The 25,164-nt window shown below is 73.8% G+C and carries 23 protein-coding genes, 1 other RNA gene and 1 pseudogene; 11 read left to right on the top strand and 14 right to left on the bottom strand.

The features are described 5' to 3' along the window. Nucleotide 1: 1 nt before the first annotated feature. Nucleotides 2-271, top strand: a pseudogene (locus ACFVS6_RS37285) (helix-turn-helix domain-containing protein); the annotation flags it as partial. Between the two features lie 148 nt (nucleotides 272-419). Here the strand turns inward: ACFVS6_RS37285 and ACFVS6_RS37290 are convergent. Together ACFVS6_RS37290 and ACFVS6_RS37295 are read right to left on the bottom strand one after the other, a co-directional pair. Further along, nucleotides 420-1,316 (bottom strand): hypothetical protein, encoded by an 897-nt coding sequence (locus tag ACFVS6_RS37290; RefSeq protein ID WP_389710986.1) that lies wholly within the window; start codon nucleotides 1,314-1,316, stop codon nucleotides 420-422. After that, entirely contained in the window at nucleotides 1,313-2,059 is a 747-nt protein-coding gene (locus ACFVS6_RS37295) for a MerR family transcriptional regulator (protein WP_389710987.1), read from the bottom strand. Before ACFVS6_RS37295 ends, ACFVS6_RS37290 begins: the two co-directional genes overlap by 4 nt. Before the next feature lie 77 nt (nucleotides 2,060-2,136). Here ACFVS6_RS37295 and rnpB point away from each other — a divergent pair. After that, nucleotides 2,137-2,539: RNase P RNA component class A (gene rnpB / locus ACFVS6_RS37300), an RNA gene on the top strand. 99 nt (nucleotides 2,540-2,638) lie between these two features. Here rnpB and ACFVS6_RS37305 read toward each other — a convergent pair. The 3 genes from ACFVS6_RS37305 to ACFVS6_RS37315 are packed head-to-tail and all read right to left on the bottom strand — an operon-like array spanning nucleotide 2,639 to nucleotide 5,600. Then, nucleotides 2,639-4,003 carry a bifunctional RNase H/acid phosphatase gene (locus tag ACFVS6_RS37305; protein WP_389710988.1) on the bottom strand — a complete coding sequence of 455 codons (1,365 nt, stop codon included), beginning with the start codon at nucleotides 4,001-4,003 and terminating at the stop codon, nucleotides 2,639-2,641. Then, complete coding sequence (locus ACFVS6_RS37310) at nucleotides 4,003-4,746, bottom strand: zinc ribbon domain-containing protein (RefSeq protein WP_389711014.1); 744 nt, start codon at nucleotides 4,744-4,746, stop codon at nucleotides 4,003-4,005. The genes ACFVS6_RS37305 and ACFVS6_RS37310 overlap by 1 nt, the downstream gene beginning before the upstream one ends. Beyond that, a complete protein-coding gene (locus tag ACFVS6_RS37315) occupies nucleotides 4,743-5,600 on the bottom strand; it encodes a Nif3-like dinuclear metal center hexameric protein (RefSeq protein WP_389710989.1) in 858 nt (285 codons plus the stop codon). Before ACFVS6_RS37315 ends, ACFVS6_RS37310 begins: the two co-directional genes overlap by 4 nt. 312 nt (nucleotides 5,601-5,912) lie before the next feature. On the opposite strand from ACFVS6_RS37315, the gene ACFVS6_RS37320 reads away from it, so the two are divergent. Together ACFVS6_RS37320 and ACFVS6_RS37325 are read left to right on the top strand one after the other, a co-directional pair. After that, complete coding sequence (locus ACFVS6_RS37320) at nucleotides 5,913-7,004, top strand: hypothetical protein (RefSeq protein WP_389710990.1); 1,092 nt, start codon at nucleotides 5,913-5,915, stop codon at nucleotides 7,002-7,004. 30 nt (nucleotides 7,005-7,034) lie between these two features. Continuing rightward, on the top strand, nucleotides 7,035-7,703 hold the full coding sequence (locus ACFVS6_RS37325; RefSeq protein ID WP_389710991.1) for an HAD family hydrolase: 669 nt from the start codon (nucleotides 7,035-7,037) through the stop codon (nucleotides 7,701-7,703). 69 nt (nucleotides 7,704-7,772) lie between these two features. Here ACFVS6_RS37325 and ACFVS6_RS37330 read toward each other — a convergent pair whose 3' ends face one another. From ACFVS6_RS37330 to ACFVS6_RS37340, 3 genes are read right to left on the bottom strand one after another with little or no spacing between them, the layout of a single operon-like run. After that, on the bottom strand, nucleotides 7,773-8,714 hold the full coding sequence (locus ACFVS6_RS37330; RefSeq protein ID WP_389710992.1) for a 3-oxoacyl-ACP reductase: 942 nt from the start codon (nucleotides 8,712-8,714) through the stop codon (nucleotides 7,773-7,775). A gap of 24 nt (nucleotides 8,715-8,738) precedes the next feature. Further along, on the bottom strand, nucleotides 8,739-9,815 hold the full coding sequence (locus ACFVS6_RS37335) for a Zn-dependent alcohol dehydrogenase (RefSeq protein WP_389710993.1): 1,077 nt from the start codon (nucleotides 9,813-9,815) through the stop codon (nucleotides 8,739-8,741). A gap of 38 nt (nucleotides 9,816-9,853) precedes the next feature. Further along, entirely contained in the window at nucleotides 9,854-10,708 is an 855-nt protein-coding gene (locus ACFVS6_RS37340; protein ID WP_389710994.1) for a MaoC/PaaZ C-terminal domain-containing protein, read from the bottom strand. A gap of 269 nt (nucleotides 10,709-10,977) precedes the next feature. Between ACFVS6_RS37340 and ACFVS6_RS37345 the strand changes: the two genes are divergently transcribed. After that, nucleotides 10,978-11,337 carry a DNA-binding response regulator gene (locus ACFVS6_RS37345; RefSeq protein WP_389711015.1) on the top strand — a complete coding sequence of 120 codons (360 nt, stop codon included), beginning with the start codon at nucleotides 10,978-10,980 and terminating at the stop codon, nucleotides 11,335-11,337. 91 nt (nucleotides 11,338-11,428) lie between these two features. Here the strand turns inward: ACFVS6_RS37345 and ACFVS6_RS37350 are convergent, their stop codons facing one another. From ACFVS6_RS37350 to ACFVS6_RS37370, 5 genes are all read right to left on the bottom strand, one after another. Next, nucleotides 11,429-12,271, bottom strand: a complete 843-nt coding sequence (locus ACFVS6_RS37350) for a class II glutamine amidotransferase (protein WP_389710995.1) — start codon at nucleotides 12,269-12,271, stop codon at nucleotides 11,429-11,431. Nucleotides 12,272-12,448: 177 nt separating this feature from the next. Then, on the bottom strand, nucleotides 12,449-13,633 hold the full coding sequence (locus ACFVS6_RS37355) for a lipid-transfer protein (protein ID WP_389710996.1): 1,185 nt from the start codon (nucleotides 13,631-13,633) through the stop codon (nucleotides 12,449-12,451). 15 nt (nucleotides 13,634-13,648) lie between these two features. Next, nucleotides 13,649-15,793, bottom strand: coding sequence for an acyl-CoA dehydrogenase (locus tag ACFVS6_RS37360; protein ID WP_389710997.1), 2,145 nt, complete (start codon nucleotides 15,791-15,793; stop codon nucleotides 13,649-13,651). A 105-nt stretch (nucleotides 15,794-15,898) separates the two neighbouring features. Further along, complete coding sequence (locus tag ACFVS6_RS37365; RefSeq protein WP_389710998.1) at nucleotides 15,899-16,858, bottom strand: RNA polymerase sigma-70 factor; 960 nt, start codon at nucleotides 16,856-16,858, stop codon at nucleotides 15,899-15,901. 27 nt (nucleotides 16,859-16,885) lie between these two features. Further along, nucleotides 16,886-18,094 carry an NAD(P)/FAD-dependent oxidoreductase gene (locus ACFVS6_RS37370; RefSeq protein ID WP_389710999.1) on the bottom strand — a complete coding sequence of 403 codons (1,209 nt, stop codon included), beginning with the start codon at nucleotides 18,092-18,094 and terminating at the stop codon, nucleotides 16,886-16,888. Between the two features lie 255 nt (nucleotides 18,095-18,349). Between ACFVS6_RS37370 and ACFVS6_RS37375 the strand changes: the two genes are divergently transcribed. The 6 genes from ACFVS6_RS37375 (at nucleotide 18,350) to ACFVS6_RS37400 (ending at nucleotide 24,678) form a co-directional block, all read left to right on the top strand. Further along, the gene (locus ACFVS6_RS37375; RefSeq protein WP_389711000.1) at nucleotides 18,350-20,149 is read left to right on the top strand and encodes a protein kinase; all 1,800 of its coding nucleotides are present in this window, start codon (nucleotides 18,350-18,352) and stop codon (nucleotides 20,147-20,149) included. Nucleotides 20,150-20,243: 94 nt separating this feature from the next. Then, entirely contained in the window at nucleotides 20,244-20,912 is a 669-nt protein-coding gene (locus ACFVS6_RS37380; protein ID WP_389711001.1) for a class I SAM-dependent methyltransferase, read from the top strand. Between the two features lie 73 nt (nucleotides 20,913-20,985). Beyond that, complete coding sequence (locus ACFVS6_RS37385) at nucleotides 20,986-22,017, top strand: N-acetylmuramoyl-L-alanine amidase (protein ID WP_389711002.1); 1,032 nt, start codon at nucleotides 20,986-20,988, stop codon at nucleotides 22,015-22,017. A gap of 137 nt (nucleotides 22,018-22,154) precedes the next feature. Next, nucleotides 22,155-22,988: a DUF5336 domain-containing protein gene (locus ACFVS6_RS37390; protein ID WP_389711003.1), complete on the top strand. Its 834-nt coding sequence runs from the start codon at nucleotides 22,155-22,157 to the stop codon at nucleotides 22,986-22,988. Between the two features lie 113 nt (nucleotides 22,989-23,101). After that, nucleotides 23,102-24,112, top strand: coding sequence for an LLM class F420-dependent oxidoreductase (locus tag ACFVS6_RS37395; protein WP_389711004.1), 1,011 nt, complete (start codon nucleotides 23,102-23,104; stop codon nucleotides 24,110-24,112). Nucleotides 24,113-24,225: 113 nt separating this feature from the next. After that, on the top strand, nucleotides 24,226-24,678 hold the full coding sequence (locus ACFVS6_RS37400) for a hypothetical protein (protein WP_389711005.1): 453 nt from the start codon (nucleotides 24,226-24,228) through the stop codon (nucleotides 24,676-24,678). 59 nt (nucleotides 24,679-24,737) lie between these two features. On the opposite strand, the gene ACFVS6_RS37405 is transcribed toward ACFVS6_RS37400, so the two are convergent. Next, nucleotides 24,738-25,133 (bottom strand): hypothetical protein, encoded by a 396-nt coding sequence (locus tag ACFVS6_RS37405; protein WP_389711006.1) that lies wholly within the window; start codon nucleotides 25,131-25,133, stop codon nucleotides 24,738-24,740. Between the last annotated feature and the right edge of the window lie 31 nt (nucleotides 25,134-25,164).

Below are 25,164 nucleotides of genomic sequence, written 5' to 3' on the forward strand. Positions count from 1 at the left end.
GGTGCGCGGCGCCCTGGTCCGACTGTGGGCCGACGGCGGCTCGCTGACCCGGGCCACCGAGGAGACCGGTTGGGGCGCCCGTCACCTGCGGGCCCGGTTCCGCGAACAGGTCGGCCTGCCGCCCAAGGCGGTGGCCCGGCTGTTCCGCCTCCAGCACGCGCTGCGGCAGCTCGCGGCCGGAGCCGCTCCCGCCCGGGTCGCGGCCGCCTGCGGCTACCACGACCAGGCCCACCTCGGACGGGACGTGAAGGCCATGACGGGTCTGCCGCCCGCCCGGTCCAGGGCCGGATCACGAGCGTGCTGCTCCCCGGGGCGCCGCTCCCCCAGTGCCGTTTTTGACAGGACGGGGCCGGTCGGGCCTGCGACCCTCGACCCACGGCTCCTCCTCCCGGAGGGTCCCCACGCAGTGCGGCGGCCCGTCACGGGGGTGCGGGTTGCCGCAGTGCGGCGACCAGCGCGCGGGGGTCGTCCGCATGGAAGCGGATCGTCCGGGCCCGGGCGCGGGCACCGAGCGGGCGGCGGAACTCCAGCGGGCGGTTCAGCTCCAGGGTCACCGTGGTCTGGCTCCCCACGATCAGGTCGAGCACCGCGCCGTCGCCGGCGCCTCCGCCGGTGCCTTCGACCCTGCCGTCGCCGTTCCCGTCGCCCTTGCCGTCTCCGGACAGCCTGACCAGCCGGCCCTCCGGGTAGCGGCGGTCGACGCGGACCGAGGCCACCGCGTCCGCCGGGACGGTGAGGTCGAACAGGGCCCCGTACCGGATCCGCAGCGACCCGTCGGGGCGCACCACGTGCGGCCGGGTCACGCAGGCGGCGTGCATGGCCAGCAGCAACAGGACCCCGTACACGTCCAGCACCAGCACCACGCGGTGCACGGCGGGCCAGGGGATGAGGAAGGCCAGCGCGACGGTCTCGACCACCGACACTAAGACCAGGCCGTACATCATCGCCGTCTGCGGTCCGGTGTAGGCGGCGGTGACGTCGCCGGGGCCGACCCCGTGCTCGCGGCGCAGCACCCACCGGCCCAGCGAGGCCGCCGCGCGCAGCTCGTGCAAAAGCAGGCGGCGTACGGCGACCGGCACCACGGCCCGCACCGCCTCCCGGCGCGCCCCGGTCGGGGTGGCGCCGCGGGCGCGGGCGGCCGCGTACAGGGAGCACAGGACCCGGACCTCCAGCAGCAACACCCCGAGGACGAGCGCCTCGGCGACGACCACGGCCCAGCCGGGCAGCCGGACCCCGGAGACGACGCAGACGACGAGGATCAGCTCGCCCGGTATGACGGCGGCGGCCGCGACGCGGGCCGCGCGGACGGCGCTCATCGCCGACCGCCCCCGTCCATGCGCCGGGTGAAGGCCTCCATGACCCGGCGGACGACCTCGGCCTGGGCGGGGGCGTAGTCGGCGAGCAGCGCCTCCTTGAACCCCTCCACGAGAACGCCGTCGGTGGGGATCGCGGCGAACACGTCCTCGGGGACGACGGCGACCAGGGCGTCGGCGAGCGACCCGATCCGGGGGTCGTCGGCGGCGGCCCCGTCGAGCTCGTCGAGCCGTTCGTAGAGTTCGAGGACCTTCGGGTCGGCGGCGATCCGCCCGAGGGCCGCGTAGACGGCCTCTCCCCCGGCGCCCAGACCGTCGAGCAGCGTCAGGTGCTCGCGGTCCTTGGCCGCCGCGGCCGAGTCCGTCCGCGGCGCCCGGGCGAGCAGCGCGGCGAGGGCGGGCGAGACGGGTTCTTCCTCGCCGGGGCCGGCGGCGAGGAGAACCCCCAGCCGGCGTCGGCGTTGGGCCAGTTCGGCCTCCTGCCGGGCGAGGTCGGCGTCGAGTTCCCGGAGGACGTCGGACAGGTCCCGCCCGGCGTCGTCCGCGAGCACGTCACGCACCTCGTCCAGGCTCAGTCCGAGCTCCGTGAGCCGGCGTACGCGGGCCAGCAGCACGGCGTCGCGCACGGTGTAGACCCGGTATCCGTTGGGGCGCCGCTCCGGTTCCGGGAGCAGCCCGACATGGTGGTAGTGCCGGATCGCTCGGGTGGTGACCCCGACGAGCACGGCAATCTCTCCGATCCGCATGCCCCTCAGTAGAAACCCTGACGCTGCGGCAAGGTCAAGCCGCCGCGGACAGCCGGTAGCATGGTCGGCACGACAGACGAGTCGGCCGGGCGGCCGCGTCGGGGTCCCCGGATCCCGCCGAGGAACGTCCGGGCTCCACAGGGCAGGGTGGTGGCTAACGGCCACCCGGGGTGACCCGCGGGACAGTGCCACAGAAAACAGACCGCCGGGGACTTCGGTCCTCGGTAAGGGTGAAACGGTGGTGTAAGAGACCACCAGCGCCTGAGGTGACTCAGGCGGCTAGGTAAACCCCACCCGGAGCAAGGTCAAGAGGATCCGTCCCAGGACGGGTCTGCGCGGACGATCGAGGGCTGCCCGCCCGATGTTCGCGGGTAGACCGCACGAGACCGGTGGCAACGCCGGTCCTAGATGGATGGCCGTCTCCCCGGCGACCGCGAGGTCTCCGGGCGACAGAACCCGGCGTACAGGCCGGCTCGTCTGCCGTACTCCTCTTCGCGCCCGAGGGCGCACGCACGAGAACCCCCGCCGGTACGGCGGGGGTTCTCGTCGTTCGCGGGGCCCGGTTCGCGGGGCCCGCGATCAGCGCAGGTGCGCGGTGTCGTTCAGGAGCCGGACCGAGGCGTTGCCGTCGGCGTAGTAGGCGACCGCCGACAGGGAGGCCGCGGAGAGCTCCATCTTGAACAGGGACTCCGGCGGGGCGCCCAGAGCGAGGCGGACCAGGGTCTTGACCGGGGTCACGTGCGTGACGAGCAGGACCGTGCGGCCCGCGTGCGCGGCGAGGAGCCGGTCGCGGGTGGCGGAGACCCGGCGGGTGACGGTCGCGAAGCTCTCGCCGCCACCCGTGGGGGCCGCCTTCGGGGAGTCCAGCCACGCCTGGAGGTCGTCCGGGAACCGCTCCCGCACCTCGGCGAAGGTCAGACCCTCCCAGGCGCCGAAGTCGGTCTCGCGGAGCCCTTCCTCGACGGTGACGGGCAGCCCGAGACGGTCCGCGACGGCCTGGGCCGTCTCCCGGCAACGGCGCAGCGGTGAGCTGACGACGGCCTGCACGGTGCCCCGCGAGGCCAGCGCCGCGGCGACGGCCTCGGCCTGGCGGCGGCCGGCCGGCGACAGCTCGGGGTCGGTGCCGCCGCTGCCGGAGAACCGCTTCTGCGGGGTGAGGGCCGTCTCGCCGTGCCGAAGCAGCACGAACGTGGCCGGGGCGCCCATGTCGGGGCCCCAGCCGGTACCGGTGCCCGCGGCGGCCTTGCCGGGCCGCTGCTCCTCGACCGGAGCCGGGGCGGCGTGCGCGGTGGTGGCGGTCGTCGCGTCGGCGCCCGGGGCGGCCTCGTCGCCGAACAGGGTGTCGGTCTCCCGGGGGCCGGTCGCGACGGAGTTCGCCGCGGCGGTGTCGGCCGTGCGGGCACGCCCCGTACCGCCGCCGGAGGCCAGGGCGGCGCGGACGGCCGCGGCGCCCTTCGCCGCGTCGCCGGGGGGCCCGGAGGGGGCCGCGGGGGCGGCGAAGACGGCCGTGGAGGCGGAGGGCTCCCACTGCTTTCCGCGCTTGCCCGCGTCCATCGCCTCGTTGGCGAGCCGGTCCGCGTGCTTGTTGCGCTCGCGCGGGATCCACTCGTAGGTGACCTGGGCGCGCGGCAGGACCTTCGCGGCCTCCGCGGCGAGCGGCTTCATGTCCGGGTGCTTGATCTTCCAGCGCCCCGACATCTGCTCGACGACCAGCTTGGAGTCCATCCGGACCCTGACCGTGGCGTCGGGTGCCAGCTCGCGCGCCGCCTTCAGGCCGGCGATGAGGCCCTTGTACTCGGCGACGTTGTTGGTCGCGACGCCGATGAACTCGCCGCGCTCGGCCAGCGTCTCACCCGTCGCCGGGTCCAGGACGACCGCGCCGTAGCCGGCGGGCCCCGGGTTCCCCCGGGATCCGCCGTCCGCCTCGACGACGAAGTGCGGCATCAGATGCCCGAGTCCGCCGCACGGACGAGGATGCGTCCGCAGTTCTCGTGCCGGACGACCTGGTCGCGGGCCGCGGCCTTGATCTCGTTGATCTCCGCCATGTCGAGCTCCAGCCGGCAGCCCTCGCAGCGACGCTGGTACAGGCGCGCGGCGCCGACACCGCCCTGCTTGACGCGGATCTTCTCGTACAGGGCCATGAGGGCGGCCGGCATGGAGCCGACGATGACCTCGCGGTCCTTGGAGATCTTGGCGGCCTCGTCGTCGAGTTCACCGGTGGCGGCGTCGCGGCGCGCGGTGGCGTCGGTCAGCTTGGCCTCCAGGGCGGCGACGCGCTCGGTCAGGCCGGTGACGCGCTCCTGGGCGGCCTCCAGGCGCTCCATGACCTCAAGGACGACGTCCTCCAGGTCGCCCTGCCGCTTGGCGAGGGAGACGACCTCGCTCTGCAGGTTGGCCAGGTCGCGGGCCGAGATGCCGACGCCGGTGTCGAGGCGCTGCTGGTCGCGGGCGGCCCGCTGGCGCACCTGGTCGACGTCCTGCTCGGCCTTGGTCTGCTCGCGGGCGGCGTCGCCGGCCTGGGTCCGGGCGGCGACGAGCAGGTCGCGCTGCTGGCTGAGGTCCTTGGTCAGGGAGTCGACCTCGGCGTGCTCGGGCAGCGACTTGCGCTTGTGGGCGAGCTGCGACAGCCGCACGTCCAGGGCCTGGACGTCGAGAAGTCGGATCTGGTCGGCGGGCTCGGCGTTCAGTTGGGGGCTCCTGAGTGAGAAGGGGGTGTGACGGACGGCGCGTGCGCCGTCCACGGGTCGGTGACCGTGCGCGAGACGTGGGTCCGCAGACCCCATCCGTGGCGCTCGGAGATCGCGTCGAGCTGGGCGGCGGCCTGCTCGCACCAAGGCCACTCGGTGGCCCAGTGGGCGGCGTCGACGAGGGCGAGCGGGCTCTGCTCGCGGGCCTCGGACACCGGGTGGTGCCGCAGGTCCGCTGTGAGGAAGGCGTCCACGCCGGCGGCACGGACCTGCGCGAAGAGGCTGTCGCCGGAGCCGCCGCTGACGGCGACGGTACGGATGACGGCGTCCGGGTCGCCCGCGGTGCGGATGCCCTGCGCGGTGTGCGGCAGCCGGGCGGCGGCGCGGGCGGCGAACTCGCGCAGGGTCTCGGGGTGGTCCAGTTCGCAGATCCGGCCGAGGCCGCGGCGGCCCGTCGGGTCGGTGGGATCGGGCACGAGGGGGCCGGTGATCCGCAGGTCGAGGGCGCCGGCCAGGGCGTCGGACACGCCGGGGTCGGCGGTGTCGGCGTTGGTGTGGGCGACGTGCAGCGCGATGTCGTTCCTGATCAGCGTGTGCACGACGCGGCCCTTGAAGGTGCCCGCCTCGACGGTCGTGGTTCCGCGCAGGTAGAGCGGGTGGTGGGTGACGATCAGGTCGGCGCCCAGCTTCACCGCCTCGTCGGCGATCTCCTGGACCGGGTCCACGGCGAACAGGACGCGGGTCACCTCGGCGTCGGGGTCGCCGCACACGGTTCCGACCGCGTCCCACTGCTCGGCCCGCGAGGGGGGCCAGAGAGCGTCCAGCGCGGCGATGACTTCAGAGAGACGGGGCACAGGCCAAGGCTACCGCCCCTTTTTCGGGCCCCCCTTCGCCTCCGGGCCGCTCCGGGCCCGGCCAGGGGGTGTGCGCCGCCCCGGAACGCCGCCGCCGGCCGCCGTTCCCGGCGGGCTCCGGGAGCGCCGCGGGTCCGGGAGGGGCACAGGTGAGCGCGCCCGTATCCCAATCGCCCCGATATGCAACAGCACAATCGCGCTGTCTTCCGAGGGCGAACCGCCCCGTGGCCACCCGTACGTGTGAAGCCTGCTGCGTCGTGTGGTTCGGCAGGGGGTACGAAACTAGCTTCCTCAGCGGAGGTGACGGCCCGGATGACTGTCTGCGCCATCGAGATCACGAGGACCGACCCGTTCACGATCACCGCCGACGGCGCCTACGCCGCGCGGCTGGCCGGTGAGGGGGAGGCGCGCTACCCGGAACGCTGGACGCTGGCCGGGCCGGAGGCGTACGCGGTGCCGTTGCCGCTCGCGCAGCCGGAGGAGGCCGACAGCGAGGTGCTGCCGCTGGCCGACGGGCGGGTGCTGATCCACCGCCGGGTCGCCGACCGGCACGTCTTCGCCCTGCTGTACCCGACGGGCACGGAGGCGGCCCCCCGCACCGGGGAACTCGTCCTCGGCTCCGTCCCCGCTCAGGAGGGGTTGCGGGTCACCCTGCTGCCCCCGTCACCCGACGGCGCCTGCGCCTACGCCCTGGCGGTGGGCCCCGAGGACAGCACCGTCTGGCAGGTCGCCGGAAGCCCCTCCGGGCCGCAGCGGGTCGCCCAGGTCCCGGGCCTCTGCTCGGGCGGCGTCTGGCTGGACCGGGCGGGCCGGCTGCTCGCGCTGGACCGCGAACTGGACGGCCGCACCAAGACCGTCGCCGTCGACCTGGCCGGGGCGGTCAGCCCGCTGCTCCAGATCTCCGAGGACAGCGACGACCGGCTGCTGCTGGCCGCCCCCGACAGCGGGCTGCTGGTGATCCGCTCGGACGCCCCGGGCGAACCGCGGCTCGGCTGGGGGGTGCTGGGCAGCGCCCGACCCGTCCGCTTCCCCGAGTGCCTGCGGCTGGAGGAGGAGGCGACCCCCTTCGCCGTCCAGCCGGGGCAGGTCCTGATGCCGGAGACCTGCGGGGTCGCGCTGCGCGTCGGCGAGGCCGGCCTCGCCCTGTGGCGACCCGCCGACCGGCACGTGTTCCGGCTCGGCGCGCCGACGGGCTGGCTGGGCGGGACCGGCCTGTGGACGGCGGAGGGCCGACTGCACCTGCCGTACTCCGTCCCGGAGGCCCCCTGCGGCGTGATGAGCCTCGGCCAGCCCGTCGCCCCGCTGCCGCCGGTCCACCTGGACCCGCAGCCGCCCGTCGACCCGGACCCGCCGGCGGAGCCGGCCGCCCGCCCGGTCCCCCTCCAGCAGGCCCCGCTCGGCTGAGGTTCGACCGACCCGTGGTAGGCAGGGCGGGTGACGATCTCCGAAGACCTCGGTACGGCCCGGCCCTACGACGCAGTGTTGTGCGACGTCGACAACGTGATCCGCTTCTACGACTCCACGCGCCTGACCGGGCTGGAACGCCGCTCCGGGCTCCCCGAGGGCACCACCGCGGAGGTCGCGTTCGCACCGGAGCGGGACGGGCCGCTGATGCGCGGCCGGATCACCCCGGCCCAATGGGTGGAGTCCGTCACCGAGGGCCTGACCGGCTCGCACGGCGTACCCGCGGAGCTGGCGCACGAGCTGGCCTCGGCGCTGGCCACGGCCCCGTTCTCGGCGGACGTCGCGACGGTCGGCGCGCTGCGGGAGGCGCGTGCGGCGGGGCTGACGCTGGTCCTGGTGACGAACGCGACCGTGGACCTTGAGGACGACCTGGAGACGATGGGCCTGACCGGCCTCGCCGACCACGTCGTCAGCAGCGCCCGCGTGGGCGTGGCCAAGCCGGACCCGGAGATCTACGAGATCGCGGTCGCGCGGGCCGGGGCGGCGCCGGGCCGTTGCCTGTTCGTGGACGATCGGCGGGAGAACGTCGAGGCGGCCGAGGCGCTGGGCATGACGGGCGTCCACTACCGCCGCCCGGAGGACCTGCGGGAAGCCCTCGGCTTCCTGGACCGACCGCGCGGCCTGCCGAACGGGGCCTGACGGAGCACGGCGGGGCGGCGGCCCGGGGGTCCCCGCCCCGGGCCGCCGCCCCTCCTCGCTCCGTGGCGGTCAGCCGTGCTTGAGGCCCAGTACCTCGGTCGCCGCGAAGGTCTCCTCCGCCGGGCGGGAGTCGTAGTGCGGGGTGAGGACCTCGTCGAGCTCCTCGTAGGAGAAGGCCTCCTTGGTGGTGTCGAACTTGGCGGCCACCCGCGGGCGTTCCATCACGACCACGATCCCGCCGTGCACCACGAACAGTTGCCCGTTGGCCCTCGCCGAGGCCGGGGAGGCCAGGTAGCCGACCAACGGGGCGACGTGTTCGGGGGCGAGGGCGTCCAGCCTGCCCTCCTCCGGGACCTGGAAGCCCGCGAAGACGTCCTCGGTCATCCTGGTGCGGGCGCGCGGGCAGATGGCGTTGGCCGTCACCCCGTACTTGGCCAGCGCCAGGGCGGTGGAGGTGGTCAGGCCGACGATGCCGCCCTTGGCCGCCGCGTAGTTCGGCTGGCCGGCCGAACCGCCGAGGAAGGCCTCGGAGGAGGTGTTGACGATCCGGCCGTACACCGGACCGCCCGCCGCCTTCGACCGCTCCCGCCAGTGCGCGGACGCGAAGTGCGTGGTGTTGAAGTGACCCTTGAGGTGGACCCGGATCACCGAGTCCCATTCCTCCTCCGACATCGAGAAGACCATCCGGTCGCGCAGGATGCCCGCGTTGTTGACCAGGACGTCGAGCTTGCCGAAGCGGGAGACCGCCAGGCCGACGAGTTCCCGCGCCTGCTCGAAGTCGGCCACGTCACCGAGGTGCGCCACCGCCTGTCCGCCCGCGGCCCGGATCTCCTCGGCCACCTCCTCCGCCGGGGCGGCGGACGCCTCTCCGGAGCCGTCCCGCCCGCTCTGCCCGAAGTCGTTGACGACCACGCTCGCGCCCAGCCGGGCGAGTTCGATCGCCTCGGCCCGGCCGAGCCCACGGCCGGCGCCGGTGACGATCGCGGAGAGTCCCTCAAGTGGCAGTGACATCCGTACGGTTCCTCTCGAAACGGGTCAGAGTTCGATGCAGGTGCGCAGGGCCACGCCGGTGCGCATCTGGTCGAGGGCGTCGTTGATCTCGGCGAGCTGCACCCGGTGGGTGATCAGGCTCTCCAGGTCCACCCGACCGGCCCGCCACAGGGCGATGGTCCGCTCGTAGGAGCGGAGCACGTCGCCGCCCCCGTACATGGAGGGCAGGATCTTCTTCTCGTCGAAGAACAGCGAGAACATGTCGATCTGGAACGTGTCGTCGAGCGCTCCCGCTCCGACGATGACGACGCTGCCGCCGCGCCGGGTCATCTTGTAGGCGGTCTGCGCGGTCGCGGACTTGCCGACGACCTCGAAGACGTAGTCGAAGCCCTCGCCGCCGGTGATCCGGTTCTTGGCGTCGTCGAAGGCGTCCGGGGACACGGCCTCGCTCGCCCCGAACCGCAGCGCGGCCTCGCGCCGGGACTCGACCGGGTCGACGGCGATGATCTGCGCGGCGCCCTGCACCTTGGCGCCCTGGAGGACGGAGATCCCGACGCCGCCGCAGCCGATGACGGCCACCGAGGAACCGGCCTCGACCTTGGCGGTGTTGATGGCCGCGCCGAGCCCGGTGGTGACGCCGCAGCCGATGAGGGCGGCGATGTCGAAGGGCACGTCGTCGGGGATCGGCACGGCGCACTTGGCGTCGACGACGAGTTCCTCGGCGAAGGTGCCCGTCGCGGCGAAGCCGAAGATGTCGCCGCCGGCCCGGCGGAAGTTGGGGGTGCCCGCGTTGACGAGGCTCTCCAGGCACAGGTGGCCCTGGCCGCGCTTGCAGGAGGGACAGTGCCCGCACGGCGGCAGCCAGCAGACCAGTACCCGGTCGCCCTGCTTCAGGTGGGTGACCCCGTCACCGACGTCGGCGATCACGCCGGAGCCCTCGTGGCCCGGAATGAACGGTGCGGGCTGCGGCAGGACGCCGCTCATCGCGGAGAGGTCGGAGTGGCACAGGCCGGTGGCCTTGATGCGGATCTTCACCTTGCCGGGACCGAGGCCCACGGCCTCCATGTCCTCGACGACCTCCAGCTTGTCCTGGCCGATCTCGCTCTGCAGTGCTGCGCGCACGGTGCGGCTCCTTCTGTCGGTCCGACTGCGTTGCTGCGTTACGCGTGTTCGACGACGGTGTCGGCGAGGACCGGCGCGTCGTCCCGTTCGACTGCGGTCACGGAGATCAGGACGCGGCCGGGCTCCTGCCACATCCGGATGCGCAGCGTCTCGCCGGGGAACACGATCCCGGCGAAGCGGGTGCGGTAGGCGCGGACCCGGGACACGTCGCCGCCGAGCGCGGTGTCCACGACCGCCTTGAGGGTCATCCCGTACGAGCACAGGCCGTGCAGGATCGGCTGGTCGAAACCCGCGAGCTTGGCGAACTCGGGGTCGGCGTGCAGCGGGTTCCAGTCGCCGGAGAGGCGGTAGAGCAGCGCCTGGTCCTCCCGGATGTGCCGTTCCTCGACCCGGTCGGGGGCACGCTCGGGCAGTTCCTCCCGTACGGAGGGACCGCGCTCGCCGCCGAAGCCGCCCTCGCCGCGCACGAAGAGCTGCGCGTCGCTGGTCCACAGGGGCCCGTCGGCGTCCGCGACCTCGGAGCGCAGCACGATCACGGCCGCCTTCCCCTTGTCGTGGAGGGCGGCGACCTTGGAGGTGGAGGTGGCGCGGCCCTTGACGGGGATCGGCCGGTGGAGCTCGATGGAGTGGCCGCCGTGCAGGACTGCGGCGAGGTTCACGTCGATGCCGGGTGCGGCGAGGCCGCCGAGCATGGCCATGCCGGCGCCGGCGACGGTGGCGAAGCTGGGCAGGACGTGGAGCTTGGACTCCAGGGTGTAGCGCAGCTCGTCCGGGTCGGTGGCCGGGAGGCCGGCGCCGAGTCCGAGGTGGTAGAGCTGGATGTCCTTGTGGTCCCAGCCGATGTCTCCCCGGCGGGGTTCGGCGGCGAGGGCCCTGGCGGCATCGATCGGCATGAGGCTGCTGCTCCCTGTCGTTGGAAACCGAGGCCGTGGGGCCTTGGAAGACCTCGGTGCGGCCGTCCGCACCGTCGGCCGCACCGAGGTCGTATGCGGGACCGGCCCGAAGGACGGCGTTCTAGAACGCGTTCTAGGGCTGGTGAGGGAATGTATAACGCACGCCCCAGCAGTTGGGAAGAGTCCTGACTTGCAGTCAGATGGTCTTTCCGCCAGGCGTGTTGCCGATTCGCTCGGAGGCCTGGACTTACCCTTCCGGGGTGGAAGAGATGCCCTCCGCGCACCGACCGGCCCGGTCCCTGCGCGTGCTGCTGCACCCGGCGAACCCGGCCCTGGCCGTACACCTCGGCCTCCAGCCCGACATCGAGGTGGTCCGGGACCTGACGGCCCGGCCGGCGGTGGCCCTCGTCGAGGACCCGGCGGCGGTGGGCGAACTGCTGGCGGACGATCCGGAATGCCGCGTCCTGGTCCTGACCGGCTCGGCGCGGCCGGGCCTGCTGGAGGCGGTCCTCGCGGCGGGCGCGGCCGGCCTGGTCCTGCGCGACGGCCCCGTCGAGGACCTCGCGGACGCCCTGCGCCGCGCGTCCCGGGGCGAAACGGTGATCGACCCCGCCCTGGACCGGCCGTGAGGCGGTCGGGCGTGCGGCGGTCGGCCGTGCGGGGGTCGGGCGTGGGTCGGTCGGGCGTGCGCGGGCCGGCCGCGCCGAGGTCGGCCGTCCGTCACGCCGCCGCCGGGTGGAAGGGGAACAGCGCGTCCCGGCCGTCGGGTCGTACGACGCCGTAGGTGCTCTCCGGCACCTGGTTCCACGCGCCGGGCAGGTCACCGAGCGGCTCTGAGACGATCAACCGGGTCTCGTCGGAGACGTCCCGCAGGAACGCCTTGTCGGGGTGCAGCCGGCGCAGCGTCTCGACCCGGCTGCTGTAGAACAGCGACCGGGAGCTGTGGCCGCTGGAGTAGCGGAATCCCCAGACGCTCACGCCGTCGGTGATGGCGAGCGTCATCTGGAGGGGGAACTCCACGCCGTGGGCGCGGCCCGCCCGCTCCACGACTCCGGCCATCCTGGCGACGGCGGTGGGCGGGTCCTCCTCCAGGCCGAAGGTGAGGGCCAGGTAGAACATCACCTCGGAGTCGGTCGTGCCCTCGATGTCGGCGAACAGGACCGGGTCGACGAGCATGCACAGTTCGCGGCGCATGAGGTGGAAGCCCGAGATGGCCCCGTTGTGCATGAACATCCAGCGTCCGTGCCGGAAGGGGTGCGAGTTCGTCTGCTGCACGGCCGAGCCGGTCGATGCCCGGATGTGTGCGAAGAACAGCGGGGAACGGACGTGGTCCGCGATCTCCCGCAGGTTCCGGTTGTTCCACGCCGGCCCGATGTCCCGCAGGATGGCGGGCGTCTCGTTGTCCTCCGTCTCGGTGTACCACCCGACGCCGAAGCCGTCGCCGTTCGTCGTCTCCACACCCAGCTTCGAGTGCAGGCTCTGATCGATCAACGAGTGGGCGGGTTTGTACAGGATGGTGTCGAGCAACATGGGCGTTCCCGAGTACGCGAGCCATCGGCACATGCGCCATCACCTGCAGTCCCTGGAATGGACCCCGACACGGCCGGACCCCGGCCCGCCCCGGCCCTCACCCGGTGCGGGCGACGGCGCGGGGCGCGGTCCGGCCCTCCCATTCTCGGCTCCCTCCCCGGGGCCCGCCACGCGGGACCGCGGGGACTGCCGCGGTGGCGGGCCCGGGAACTACCTCCGCAGCATGGTCACCACCGCGGCCCCGCCCAGCCCGATGTTGTGGGCGAGGCCCACCCCCGCTCCGGGGACCTGTCGCGGGCCGGCCTCGCCGCGCAGTTGCCACACCAGCTCCGCCGCCTGCGCGAGTCCCGTCGCCCCCAGCGGGTGGCCCTTCGAGATCAGGCCGCCCGACGGGTTGACCACCCAGCGACCGCCGTAGGTGGTGGCGCCGCTCTCCACGAGCTTGCCGGAGGCCCCGTCGGCGCACATGCCGAGCGCCTCGTAGGTGAGGAGTTCGTTGACGGAGAAGCAGTCGTGCAGCTCGATCACGTCGACGTCCTCGATGCCGAGCCCGGAGGCCTCGTACACCTGGCGGGCCGCCGCGGCCGTCATCGGCTTGCCGACGACGTCGATGCACGAGCCGCCGAAGCTCGCCTCGGTGTCCGTGGTCATCGCCTGCCCGACGATCTCCACGGCCTTGTCGTGCAGTCCGTGCCGGACGAGGAAGCGTTCCGAGACCACCAGCGCAGCCGCCGCGCCGTCCGAGGTCGGCGAGCACTGCAGTTTGGTCAGCGGTGCGTGGATCTCCTTCGCGGCCAGGATCTCCGGGACCGTGTACACGTCCTGGAACTGCGCGTTCGGGTTGTTCGCGGAGTGCCGGTGGTTCTTCGCACCGACCGCAGCGAGCTGTTCGGGCGTGGTCCCGTACCGGTCCATGTGCTCGCGGGCCGCGTTCCCGAAGATCTGCGCGGTGGGCGGGGACATCTCGAAGCCGTGCGCGGCGGCCATGATCCCGTAGTGCCGGGCGACCGGGGACGTCTTGAAGTCGCCCCCGTCGGCGCCGCCGCCGAGCGCGCCGCGCTTCATCTTCTCGAAGCCCAGCGCGAGGACGCAGTCGCTGATCCCGCCCTCCACGAACTGCCGCGCCATCATCAACGCCGTCGAACCCGTCGCGCAGTTGTTGTTGACGTTGTAGACCGGGACCCCGCTCAACCCCAGTTCGTACGCCGCCCGCTGGCCGGCGGTGGAGGCCTGGAAGCAGTATCCGACCGGCACCTGCTCGACGAGCCGGTAGTCCACGCCCGCGTCCGTCAGCGCGGCGGTCCCGGCCTCCTTTGCCATGTCCCAGTACTGCCAGTCCCGCGATTCCGGCTTCTCGAACTTCGTCATGCCGACGCCCACGATGTACGACTTCATGTCCGTGCAGTCCCTTCAGTCCCTGGGGAGGCCGAGAATCCGCTCGGCGACGACGTTGAGCTGGACCTGGGTGGTGCCCCCGGCGATGGTCAGGCAGCGGGACATGAGCATTCCGTGCACGGCCCGCTCCCCCGCCCCCTCGCGGACGGCGCCCGCCGGCCCCAGCAGTTCGAGCGCGAGCTCGGCGGTCCGCTGCTGGTGCGGGGTCTGGAGGAGTTTTCGTACGGACGCGCCCGCGCCCGGCTCCAGCCCGGACACCTGCTGGAGGGTGGTCCGCAGCCCGATGCAGGCGAGCGCGTGCGCCTCGGCCACCAGCGCGCCGATCCGCGCGCGGTGGGCCCCGTCGAGGTCGGCGGAGGCGGCGATCAGCGCTTCGAGGCCGGTGTCGAAGGTCATCTGGTCGGCCATGTGGACGCGTTCGTTGCCCAGGGTGTTGCGGGCGACCCGCCAGCCGCCGTCGGCGGCGCCGACCAGGGCGTCCTGCGGGAGTTCGGCGTCGTCGAACCAGACCTCGTTGAAGAGGGCCTCGCCGGTGATCTCCTTCAGCGGACGGACGTCGATGCCTCGGGTGTTCCTCATGTCGACGACGAAGTAGCCGAGGCCCTTGTGCTTCGGCGCGTCCGGATCGGTACGGGCCAGCAGGATCCCGAAGTCGGCGGTGTGCGCGGAACTCGTCCACACCTTCTGCCCGTTGACCCTCCAGGTGCCCGTATCGGTGCGTTCCGCGCGGGTCCGCAGGGAGGCCAGGTCGGAGCCGGCGCCCGGCTCGGAGAACAGTTGGCACCAGGTCGTGTCGCCGCGCAGGGTGGGCAGGACGTACGCCTCGCGTTGCGCGTCCGTCCCGTAGGCGAGCAGCGAGGGCACGACCCAGGTGGCGATCCCCAGGTCGGAGAGGCGGACCCCGGCCGCGGCCAGTTCCTGTTGGACGACGAGCTGCTGGACGGGCCCGGCGCCGAGCCCGTACGGCGGTGGCAGGTGGGGGGCCGCGTAGCCGGTGGGGGCGAGCGCCCGGCGGGCGGCGGCCGGGTCGAGGCCGCGGGCCGCGCCGATGGCGGTCCGGGCGGCCGCCCGGTGGGTCTCGGCCTCGGCGGGGAGTTCCAGGCGCAGCTCGCGCCGGGCGCCGGCGGCGGCGTGGCGCACGGCGCTCAGCCGGTGTCCGTCGCCGGGGCCGAGGAGTTGGCGGGCCACGAGGGCCCGGCGCAGGTGGATGTGGGCGTCGTGCTCCCAGGTGAAGCCGATGCCGCCGAGGACCTGGATGCAGTCCTTGGCGCAGGACCAGGCAGCGTCGAGGGCGGCCCCGGCGGCGAGGGCGGCGACGAGCGAGCGGGCCGCGGGGTCCCCGTCGGGTTCGTCCGCGCAGTTCACGGCGTCCCAGGCGAGGGCGCGGGCCTGTTCGAGGCGGACCAGCATGTCGGCGCACAGGTGTTTGACGCCCTGGAACCGTCCGATGGGCCGGCCGAACTGTTCGCGGACCTTCGCGTACTCGGCGGCCGTGTGCACCGCCCAGGCGGCGGTGCCGCAGGCGTCGGCGGCGAACAGGGCGCGGGCCAGGTCGGTGACGAGGTCGGTGTCCAGCTCCAGCAGCCGGTCGGCCGCGACGGTGACGGCCCGCGCCCGCACCTCGGCGGTCGGGCGGGTCGGGTCGGCGCTCTCGTGGGTGCGGATGTCCAGCGCGGCGGCGTCCACCGCGAACCAGCGCGTCGTCCCGTCGTCGGTCCGGGCGGCGAGGAGCAGGAGCTCGGCCTCCCCCGCGCCGAGCACGGGCGGCGCGACCCCGTCCAACAGGTGCCCGCCGCCCTCGACGGGGACGGCCGTGAGGTCGCCGGGCCCGAGGGCGACCGCCCCGACCCGGCCGTCGAGCGGACCGACCCCGGCCCGGTCCAGGAGTACGGAGGCCAGCGCGCTCGCCAGGAACGCCCCGGGCAGCGCCGCCCGGGCGGCCTCCTCCACCACGACGGCCAGGTCCAGCAGCGTCCCGCCCTCCAGGTGGGGCGCCAGCAGTCCGGCCTCCGCGAGGCCGTCCCAGTAGGCGGGCCGTTCCCCGGACCGCGGCGGGGTGTCGAGCAGCTTGCGCACCTCCTCGGGCGGCACGGCCCGTGCGACCCAGCCACGGACGGCGGCGGCCAGCTCCCGTTGTTCCCCAGTGATTCCGATGCCCATGCGCGGCAGGCTAGAACACGTTCCATTCTGACGGAAGGTCAGAACGAGAACGTGTTCTCCCCATGCGGGGCCCGGTCCGTCGGCCCGGACCCCCGGTCGTCGCGTTCAGCTCCTGCTGAGCGCGGTCTCGGACGCGACGCGCGTCAGCTTCTCCGGGTTGCGGACGTAGTACAGGTCGGCGATGCGGTCGCCCTCGAAGCGGAACGACAGGACGCCGTCGAACTCGCCGTCGAGCCGCAGGACGAGCGCCGCGTTGCCGTTGACCACGGCGGGGGCGGCGGTGAGCGTGATCCCCTTCTTGGCGATGCCGCCCGTGATGAGGCGCGCCACCTTGTCGGCGCCGACGATCGGTCGCGGACTCGCCTGCTTGACGCCGCCGCCGTCGGCCACGAGCACGGCCTCGGGGGCCAGTACGTCCATCAGGCCTTGCAGGTCGCCCGTTTCGAGCGCGCGCCGGAACGACTCCACGGCCGCCCTGGCCCCACCCCGGGAGACCGTCGCCCGGGGCCGGCGGGCGTCGACGTGCCGGCGGGCCCGGTGCGCGATCTGACGGACGGCCGCCGGGCTCTTGTCGACGGCGGCCGCGATCTCCTCGAAGCCGACGTCGAAGGCCTCGCGCAACACGAAGACGGCCCGCTCCGTCGGCGACAGGGTCTCCATGACCAGCAGCATGGCCATCGACACGCTCTCGGCGAGCTCGACGTCCTCGGCCACGTCGGGCACCGTCAGCAGCGGCTCCGGCAGCCAGGACCCGACGTACGACTCCTTGCGGCGGCTCATCGTGCGCAGCCGGTTGAGGGCCTGCCGGGTCGTCATCCGCACCAGGTAGGAACGCCGGTCGCGGACCTCCGCCAGGTCGACCTCGATCCACCGCAGCCAGGTCTCCTGGAGGACGTCCTCGGCGTCGGCCGCCGATCCGAGCATCTCGTAGGCGACGGTGAAGAGCAGGTTGCGGTGGGCGACGAACGTCTCGGTCGCCGGCCCCGGGACGTGCCCGCGCGGACCCGCGCCCCCCTCGGTCGCGGCCGTCCCACGATCGCCGACGGCCGCCGTGCGTTCATCCATTGCGAGGTCCCCCAGGTTCTTGTCGACTCACCAGGCTGCCGGTTCGGGGGACGCGGCCGCCCCGCGCCCCTGCATCAATGTCAACTGCTGCCGGCGCTTGGCCGCTCCCGAGACGCGGTGCAACTTGTACGAACCGGGCTTGTTCGCCTCGCCGGCCAGGTGGTGGACGACGCCCTTGCACACGGATTCCTTCATCCGCGCCCCGAGGCCGCCGTCGACGTGGAACCAGATGGCGACGTCGTTGCGGGCGAACTGGAAGATGCCCTCGTCGCGGCCGAGGCTGATGCACTGGGCGCCGAAGGGCTGGTTGAGCGTCTCGGGCCGCTTGCCCTCGATCCGGCTGAGCACCGTGTCGGCGGCCCGCGCGCCGAGCGGCATCGCGGCCTGGCAGCTCATCCGCGGCGGCAGGTCCGACGGGGCCGCCGAGTCCCCGGCCGCGACGATGCGGTCGTCGTCCAGGCTGGTCAGCGTCTCGTCGGTGAGCAGGCGGCCCAGGGCGTCGGCGCCGAGCCCGCTGCGCGCCGCCAGCTCCGGCACCCCGAAGCCGGCCGTCCAGACGGTCACCGCGCCCGGCACCTCACGGCCGTCGCGCAGCCGCACGGCCCCGGCCGTCACCGCCGTCACCACCGTGTCGGGGCCTTCGAGCACGATCACTCCGAGCCCGGCGAGCCGCTTGGCGACCGAACGCCGGCCGCGCGCGTGCAGGTACGGGCCGAGCACCCCGCCGCAGACCAGGGTCACGGCGCGGCCCGCCCCGGCCAGCTCCGCGGCCGTCTCGATGCCCGTGGGACCGGCGCCGACGACCGTCACCCCGGCCCCGTCGGGCGCGGCGTCGAGGAGCGGCCGCAGCCGTTGCGCGTCCTCCAGCGTGGCGATCGGGTGCGCGAACTCGGCCGCGCCGGGCACGGTCGGGTCGGCGCTGCCGCTGCCCACCGCGTAGACCAGGTAGTCGTAACCGACCGTGCCGCCGCCGGCCAGGGCGACCCCGCGCCCGGCGGCGTCGATCCGCGTCACGCTGTCGACGACCAGCCGGACGCCCCCGGCCAGGACCTCCCGGTACGGGACGACCGCGTCGCCGGTCCCGGCCACCAGCTGGTGCAGACGGATCCGGTGGACGAAGTCCGGCCGCGGGTTGATCAGCGTCACGGTCACGTCGCCCCGCCGCGTCAGGCGGTTGGCCGCCATCACACCGGCGTAGCCTCCGCCGATCACGACGACCTCGGTGTTCTCAGCCATGGTGTCCGCTCCGTCTCTCGGGGGTTCGTCCCCGAACTTCGCATCCGGGGGTTCGCCCTTGAGACACCACGCCCCCGACGCCTGTGACACCTTGTGACGCAGCTCACGAAACGGGGAGACCCTCGGCCCCACCGGTGGGCGCGGACGACCGTTCCGTCGCGGGCCCTCACCGGCGGTGAGCGGCCGCGTACCGACCGGCGCCGCTCGGGGATAATGCCTGCGGGGAAGTGGATCACGGGGGATGGGAGCCGGGGCGTGGGCGCGACGATCGAGGGCCGCTACGAGGTCGTCGAGTTGCTCGGCAGGGGCGGCTTCGGGGAGGTCTGGCGGGCCGAGGACAGTCGGGTGGGCCGCTCGGTGGCGGTGAAGATCGGCTTCCCGGATACGCCCGAGGCCACGCGCCGGTTCGAACGCGAGGCCAGTCTCGCCGGGAATCTCGCCCACCCGAACATCGCCACCATCCACGACTTCGGCCGTACCGAACACGACGGCCGCGACGCGGTGTTCCTCGTGATGGAACTCCTTCAGGGCCGCAGCCTCTCGCAGGTCCTGGACGCCGGTGTACCACCGCTCGCGGACGTTCTGGAGTGGACCACGCGGATCGCGGACGCCCTCGGGGCCGCGCACGACGCCGGGATCGTCCACCGGGACGTGAAACCGGGCAACGTGATGATCACCGACACCGGGGTGACCAAGGTCCTCGACTTCGGGATCGCCAAGTCCCACGGCTCGCCCACCACGGACCTGACCGCCACCGGCGTGATCATCGGCTCGTTCCCGTACATGGCCCCGGAACGCTGGACGGGCGGCTCGACCGGAGTCCCCGTCGACGGGCGGGCCGACCTCTACGCCCTCGGCTGCGTACTGATGCAACTGCTCACCGGCAGGCTGCCGTTCCCGGGAGGCGAGGTGCACGAGCTGCTCGCGCAGCACCTCATGACCGAGCCGACCCTGCCCCGTTCCGTACGGGAGGAACTGCCGGCCGCGCTCGACACCCTCGTGGGCGACCTCCTCGCGAAGTCTCCCGCCGACCGGCCGGGGACCGCGGACGAAGTGTCCCGACGGCTGGCGGAGATAGCCCGGAGCGAGGTCGCCGCACCGCAGGAGGCGGCCTCCTTCCCGCCCCCTCCGGCGTACTCCCCGACCGTGCACACCCGGGCCGACGAGGCCGTCCGCACGATGCTGGAACGCAGGCTGGCACAACTGCTGGAGGACGAGCCCTTCGACGTCGTGGACCGGCTCGCCAGGCTGACCACCGACCTGACCGAGGAGGTCGGCGCGCAGGACACCCTCACGGTGCGGGCGGGCTACCACCGCGCGATGCGCCTCCGGAACAGCGCCAGGACCGCCGAACTGGAGCGCCTGCTCCCTCGCATGATGCGGGTCCTGGGCCTGGAGCACCCGGACACGATCACCGCGCGCGCCGCCTGGGTCGGCGAGGCTGCGGCCTTCGGCCCCGGGGACGGCCATCGCCACCAGGACGAGCTGCGCGAGATCATCGAGCACGCGACGCGGGTGCTCGGCACGCACGCCCTCGTCACGCTGACCGCCCGCTACCACTACGCGTCGGCCATGCACCGCGGTCCCCGCGCCCGTGACAACCAGTGGGACGACCGGAGCCGCGAGCTCGCGATGAGCGAGCGCCGCTGGCTCGGGCCGCTGCTGCCCGACCTCGAATGGGCCCTGACCGCCGCGCATCCGGTCCTGCTGGACGTGCGGCGCCGGCTCGCGCACGACGCCTGGCTGGTCGGCGACGTCCCCGGTGCCGCGCTCCTGTACTGGCGGCTGTTCCCCAACCTCGCCGAACTCGCCGAACGCGGCGATCCGGAAGTGGCCCACCGCGTGCTCCGCACCATCGGCGAGGCGGGCGACCCCGCGAGCGCTCTGGCGCACATGAACGAGCTTCTCCACCGGCTGCCGTTCGTGCACGGCATGAAGGAACTGGCCGAAGAGGTGTCCGACACCCGGGCGGACCTCCGGCGGGCACTACGGGAGCAGCGGCGCGCCGAGGGGGCCTCAGGGCCCGCCCGCCTTGCCCGCCTGTTCGGGCGCTGACGCGGCCGTCGTCCGCGCGGACCCCGGCCGTGGCGTCCTACCAGTCGGTAGGGCAGCATGGGCCGCCACTCACCCGCAGTTCAGGAGGAACGACATGGCCACCCCCAAGCCGGAGACCCTCGCCGCCTTCGAGGCCGCGAAGGGGTTCATGCCCGTACGGGAGGGCCTCGCCCTGTACGAGGCCGCCACCGCGGCGGCGGCGCTCGGGCTGCCGCTGCTGGAGGTCGGCACGTACTGCGGCCGCTCCACCATCCTGCTCGCCGACGCCGCCCGCGAGGCCGGCGTGGCGGCGATCACCGTCGACCACCACCGGGGCAGCGAGGAGCAGCAGCCGGGCTGGGAGTACCACGACCCGACGGTGGTGGACCCCGAGGTCGGGTTGATGGACACCCTGCCGACCTTCCGCCGGACCCTGCACAAGGCCGGGCTGGAGGACCACGTGATCGCGATCGTCGGCCGCTCCCCGCAGGTCGCCGCCGCATGGGGCGGCAGGCTCGGCCTCGTCTTCATCGACGGCGGCCACACCGACGAGCACGCGACGGGCGACTACGAGGGCTGGGCGCCGCACGTCGCCGAGGGCGGCACGCTCGTCATCCACGACGTGTTCCCGGACCCGGCCGACGGCGGCCAGGCCCCGTACCGGATCTACCTGCGGGCCCTGGCCTCGGGCGCCTTCGAGGAGATCTCCGTCACGGACTCGCTGCGGGTGCTGCGCCGCACGGGAACGGGCAGCCTGCCGGAGCTCACGGCACCCGGCATATAACCGATAAGCGCACCGCGCCCTCGAATGGCGCACGGTCCCTCCGGGCGACGGCCGGGCGTTCTAGCATCGCGAGGTGCGCTACGACAACAGCCCCCCGTCCCCCGAGTCCGGCTCCTCGATCAGCCCGGACCGGCCCTGGTACACCCGTCGTTCCACCCTCGCGGTCGCGGCGGCGGTGCTCGCGCCGACCTGTCTGGCCGGCTGGGTGCTGACCCAGACGTTGGCGGGGTCGGGCCCCGGCGACCCGCGGGCCAAGGTGGCGCCGCAGCCCGCCTCGCACGCCTCCCCCGGCGGCGGTGACGGCAAGGCCGGCGCCACCGCGAGCGCCACGGCCACCGCGCCCGCCGCCCCGGCCGCGTCGGGCTCGCCCCTCCCCTCCGGCCCGCCCGTCGCCTCCGGCTCACCGGGCGCGCCCGCCGCCCCGAACCCCCTCGCGGGCCGGACGGTGGTCATCGACCCCGGACACAACACCGGCAACTTCAAGCACTCCCGCGAGATCAACCGCCAGGTCGACATCGGCACGAACCGCAAGGAGTGCGACACGACCGGGACCACCACCAACTCCGGCTACATGGAAGCCGAGTTCACGATGGACGTGTCGCGCCGGCTGCGCACGGTCCTGGAGGCGCGCGGGGTGAAGGTGCTCCTCACCCACGAGGCCGGCCCGGAGCGCCCGTGGGGTCCCTGCATCGACGAGCGGGCCCGCATCGGCAACGAGGCCAAGGCCGACGCGGTCGTCTCGGTCCACGCCGACGGGGTCTCCGAAGGCAGCCGCGGCTACCACATCATCCTCCCGGCCAACGTCCGCGGCGGTTCTGCGGACACCTCGAAGATCGTCGGACCGTCGCGCACGCTCGGCGAGCGCATCGCCGGCAACTTCGCCCGGACCACCGGCTCGGGGCCCGCCAACTACCTCGGATCCGGTACCGGTTTGGTGGTCCGTGACGATCTGGGCGGACTGAACCTCTCGACCCGGCCCAAGGTGTTCATCGAATGCGGCAACATGCGTGACGCCAAGGACGCTGCGCTGCTCGCGAGTCCGGAGTGGCGACAGAAGGCGGCGCAGGGCATCGCCGACGGCATCGTCGGGTTCCTCGGCGGGTAGTCCCACCGGGCGGCCCGCCGCCCCGGTCAGCCCGGTCACGGAAAACCTCCGTACCATGGTGCCGCCCGCCCCGCTCCAGCCCTGATCTGCGACCGCGGCACCACGAGACGACCGAGACCGAGAAGGACACCTGAGAAGTGAACATCCGCTCCCTCACACGAGGCGACGGCGTGGTGATCGGAGCAGCGGCGCTGCTGTTCATCGCCTCGTTCCTCGACTTCTACTCCGCCACCGGCCTGGACCTCCCGAGCGCCTGGGACACCGACGTCTACCGGCTGGTCCTGCCCTCCATCTTCCTGACCGGCTTCATCGCGGCCGGCCTGCTGGTCTTCGCCCGCCTCCAGCCCGAGGGCCGCAAGCTCGCGGGCCTGCCGCTGTCGGCGTGGGGCACCGTGCTGGCCGTCTCCGCCGCCTGGGCCTCGCTGTGGTCCCTGATAACCAGCCCGGCCGGCGCCGACCTCGGCGCCGGCAGCATCATCGCCTTCCTCGCGACCCTGGTCCTGGCCGGTGTCGCGATCGCCGGATCCAAGCTCCCCGCCCTCGCCGGGAAGCTCGTACCGGAGCCGCGGCCCGCCGCCGTCCCGCCGTACGGCGGCCAGCAGCAGCAGCCGGGCGCCGGCTACGGCTACCCGGGCGGGCAGCAGCCCCAGCCGTACGGCTCCACCCCGCAGCCCGCCCCGCCCTACGGCGGTACGCCGAACCCGGCGCCCGGTCCGCAGGACCACTCGGGCCACCAGCCCACCCCGACCCCCGCCCCCACCCCGGCGGCGGACTTCACGCCGTTCTGGTTCGCGGTGCCGGTGGCCCGTCCCCTCTTCGGTGAGGACGGCTCCCCCACCCCGATCGCCGAGCTCGCGCCCGGCACCTGGTACCTGGCCGTCGACCAGCGCGGCCCCGCCACACTGATCGCCCAGACCCAGGACGGACGCCGCGGCGTCCTGAACGACACCTCGGGCATCCAGCGCGGCTGACGCACGACTCCCGGCCCGCCGGGACAGCCCTGACGGCCCCTCGCCCTTCCGGGCGGGGGGCCGTTGCCCTACAGTCACCTGACGCATCGTCAGACACTGGTGAGGGGACCTCCATGCGGCTCGGACTCGCACTCGGGTACTGGGGCCGCGGGCCCTCGCCCGCCCACCTCGACCTGGCCGTCGAGGCCGAACGCCTCGGCTACGACTCCGTGTGGACCGCCGAAGCCTGGGGCTCCGACGCGTTCACCCCGCTCACCTGGATCGCCGCCCACACCTCCCGGATCCGGCTGGGCACCGCGATAGCGCAGATGGCCGCCCGCAGCCCCACGGCCACCGCCATGCACGCCCTCACCCTGGACCACCTCTCCGGCGGCCGGATGATGCTCGGCCTCGGGCTGTCCGGACCCCAGGTGGTGGAGGGCTGGTACGGCCGACCGTTCCCGTCGAGCCCGCTCACCGCCACCCGCGAGTACGTCGACGTCATCCGCCAGGTGCTGCGCCGCGAGGCACCCGTCGCCGTGGACGGCCGCTTCCACAGCCACCCGTACCGGGGCGCCGACGGCACCGGCCTCGGCAAACCCCTCAAGCCGATCACCCACCCGCTGCGCGCGGACCTCCCGCTGCTGCTCGGCGCCGAGGGCCCCAAGAACATCGCCCAGACCACCCGGATCGCCGACGGCTGGCTGCCCCTCTACTGGTCGCCCACCCGCGCCGACGTCTACCAGGCCTCCCTCGGCGACCTGCCCGAGAACTTCATGATCGCCCCGATGGCCCGGGCCAAGGTCTGCGACGACGTCACCGAGGGTCTGCTGCCGGTCAAGGCCATGCTCGGCTTCTACATCGGCGGCATGGGGCACGCGGCCCGCAACTTCCACGCCGACCTCATGGCACGGATGGGCTACGAGGAGGAGGCCCGGCGCATCCAGGAGCTGTTCCTCGCCGGCCGCAAGGAGGAGGCCGTCCTCGCCGTCCCGGACGCCTTCGCGGACGAGATCTCCCTCGTGGGCCCCCGTGAACGGATCGCGGAACGCCTGGAACTGTGGCGCAAGGGGCCCGTCACCGACCTGCTCGTCACCGCCCCGGACCCGCACACCCTGCGCGTCCTGGCGGAACTCAACGGCTGAGCGGTCGCGGGACACGACACGGGACGCCCGCTCGGTCCTGGATCCGCGGTCGGGTTCCTCCGCATGATGGGGCGGGCCCCTCCGGGTCCGCCCCTCGGTCGGAAGGCTCCGTAGTGACGCGCACGCTCCGCCGGGCGGGGATCCTCCTCGCCGCGGTCTCCCTCATCTCCCTCGCTCCGGCCCACGCGGCCCCGCGCGCCGACACCCCCACCCCCGGCACCTGCCCCGCGACCGCCGCCGCGCTCCACCCCGGCCACCCCGGCCCACCGGACGCGCAGGCACCGGGCACACTGCTCGCCGTCACCCCGGGCATCGGCCCCAGGAGCGGCGGCACCGGCGTCTCGCTCGTGGGCAGCGGCCTCACCGGCCACACCCGGGTCGTCTTCGGAACCCTGGACGCCGACGGTTGCTTCACCGGGGCGGACGCCACGAACGTCGTGGTGCTCAGCGACACGTTCATCGCCGCCGTCACACCCGCCTGGCCGACCGCCGCGCAGGTCCTCGTCGCCGCGGCCACCCCGGACGGCCGCTTCACCAACCCGCTGCCGTTCACGTACGGCGACTGAGCACACGGCGACCGGGCACATCGGCGGCCGTGCGCCCTGCGACCGCGCGCACGGCCCCCCTACTCCGGAGCGGTCCGCTCCGGAACGGCCTCCAGCAGCTCCCGCACGTCCAACGGCATCACGGCGATCTCGATGCCGCCGCCGTCCTGGAGGACGCAGGACACGATCCGCGAGCCGGGGTTGATGGAGATGCCCTCCCGGACGGTCGGCACCCGTACGCCGGTCGCGCGGGCCCCCGACAGGTGCACGGCCTGGCCGCGCCGGGGCTCCCAGCGGAGCACCTCGCCCCGGCCCGCGTACACCCGGCCCATGCGCCAGCGGCCCTCACCGGCCGGATGCCGCGCCATGCACGGGATGCCCGCCGGCTCGGCGGCGGCCCGGCGCGTACGGTGCTTGCGGCGGACGAGCCAGCCGGTTCCGGCGGCCACTGCGGCCAACACCACGAATTCGATCACGCCGACCATTGAAACAGCCCGGGAACGCGGG

This window comes from Streptomyces sp. NPDC057939, from assembly GCF_042887545.1.
Taxonomy (GTDB): Bacteria; Actinomycetota; Actinomycetes; order Streptomycetales; family Streptomycetaceae; genus Streptomyces.

Coding starts and splice junctions, on each gene's coding strand:
- ACFVS6_RS37365 (WP_389710998.1), bottom strand. CDS start 16,858: ATGGATGAACGCACGGCGGCCGTCGGCGATCGTGGGACGGCCGCGACC.
- ACFVS6_RS37360 (WP_389710997.1), bottom strand. CDS start 15,793: ATGGGCATCGGAATCACTGGGGAACAACGGGAGCTGGCCGCCGCCGTC.
- ACFVS6_RS37305 (WP_389710988.1), bottom strand. CDS start 4,003: ATGCCGCACTTCGTCGTCGAGGCGGACGGCGGATCCCGGGGGAACCCG.
- ACFVS6_RS37350 (WP_389710995.1), bottom strand. CDS start 12,271: ATGTGCCGATGGCTCGCGTACTCGGGAACGCCCATGTTGCTCGACACC.
- ACFVS6_RS37345 (WP_389711015.1), top strand. CDS start 10,978: ATGCCCTCCGCGCACCGACCGGCCCGGTCCCTGCGCGTGCTGCTGCAC.
- ACFVS6_RS37380 (WP_389711001.1), top strand. CDS start 20,244: ATGGCCACCCCCAAGCCGGAGACCCTCGCCGCCTTCGAGGCCGCGAAG.
- ACFVS6_RS37340 (WP_389710994.1), bottom strand. CDS start 10,708: ATGCCGATCGATGCCGCCAGGGCCCTCGCCGCCGAACCCCGCCGGGGA.
- ACFVS6_RS37295 (WP_389710987.1), bottom strand. CDS start 2,059: ATGCGGATCGGAGAGATTGCCGTGCTCGTCGGGGTCACCACCCGAGCG.
- ACFVS6_RS37355 (WP_389710996.1), bottom strand. CDS start 13,633: ATGAAGTCGTACATCGTGGGCGTCGGCATGACGAAGTTCGAGAAGCCG.
- ACFVS6_RS37370 (WP_389710999.1), bottom strand. CDS start 18,094: ATGGCTGAGAACACCGAGGTCGTCGTGATCGGCGGAGGCTACGCCGGT.
- ACFVS6_RS37395 (WP_389711004.1), top strand. CDS start 23,102: ATGCGGCTCGGACTCGCACTCGGGTACTGGGGCCGCGGGCCCTCGCCC.
- ACFVS6_RS37330 (WP_389710992.1), bottom strand. CDS start 8,714: ATGTCACTGCCACTTGAGGGACTCTCCGCGATCGTCACCGGCGCCGGC.
- ACFVS6_RS37320 (WP_389710990.1), top strand. CDS start 5,913: ATGACTGTCTGCGCCATCGAGATCACGAGGACCGACCCGTTCACGATC.
- ACFVS6_RS37290 (WP_389710986.1), bottom strand. CDS start 1,316: ATGAGCGCCGTCCGCGCGGCCCGCGTCGCGGCCGCCGCCGTCATACCG.